The organism is Actinacidiphila oryziradicis (genome assembly GCF_005047355.1).
GTDB classification, from domain to species: domain Bacteria; phylum Actinomycetota; class Actinomycetes; order Streptomycetales; family Streptomycetaceae; genus Actinacidiphila; species Actinacidiphila oryziradicis.
The window spans coordinates 1-555 of record NZ_SUMC01000386.1 but is presented as its reverse complement, the minus strand read 5'-3'; the positions used below and the strand labels follow the sequence as shown (position 1 = coordinate 555).

General features: G+C 70.8%; 1 protein-coding gene. It reads right to left on the bottom strand.

Features of this window, described 5'->3' with window-relative positions; genetic code table 11:
• The coding region (locus tag FCI23_RS56025) for an SDR family NAD(P)-dependent oxidoreductase (protein ID WP_136731809.1) at positions 1 to 555 on the bottom strand (555 nt) is incomplete at both ends.

Sequence of the window (555 nt, the reverse complement as noted above, 5' to 3'; positions counted from 1 at the left end):
GCCGGTCGGGCCGTCGTCGGGCAGGGTCGCGAGCTTGATGGCGATCGCCGCGCCCTGTTCGGGGGTGCGCACGCCGCGGAAGCCGTTGAGGTCGGTCGCGACGAAGCCGGGGCAGCCGGCGTTGATCAGGATGTTCGTGCCGCTCAACTCCCGGGCGTACTGAAGGGTGACGGCGTTCAGGAACGTCTTCGACGGCGCGTACGCCACGGCCACCGGACCCGTCGTCTGCTCACCAGCGGTTCCTGACTGCCGGGTGAGGGAACCGACACTGCTGGACATGTTCACGATCCGCGGCGAGGCAGAGCGGCGCAGCAGCGGCATCATCGCGTTGGTGACGCGGATGACGCCGATCACGTTGGTCTCCACGACCGTCCGGATGGTGGCGGGATCGACCCGGGTGGGCTCCTGCGGCATGCCACCGGTGATGCCGGCGTTGTTGACGAGCACGTCGAGGCGCCCGGCCTGCTCCTCGATCAGCCGTGCGGCGGCGGTCGCGCTCGCGTCGTCGGTCACGTCCAGCGGTACGCCGAACGCCTCGACGCCGGCCGCGCGCAG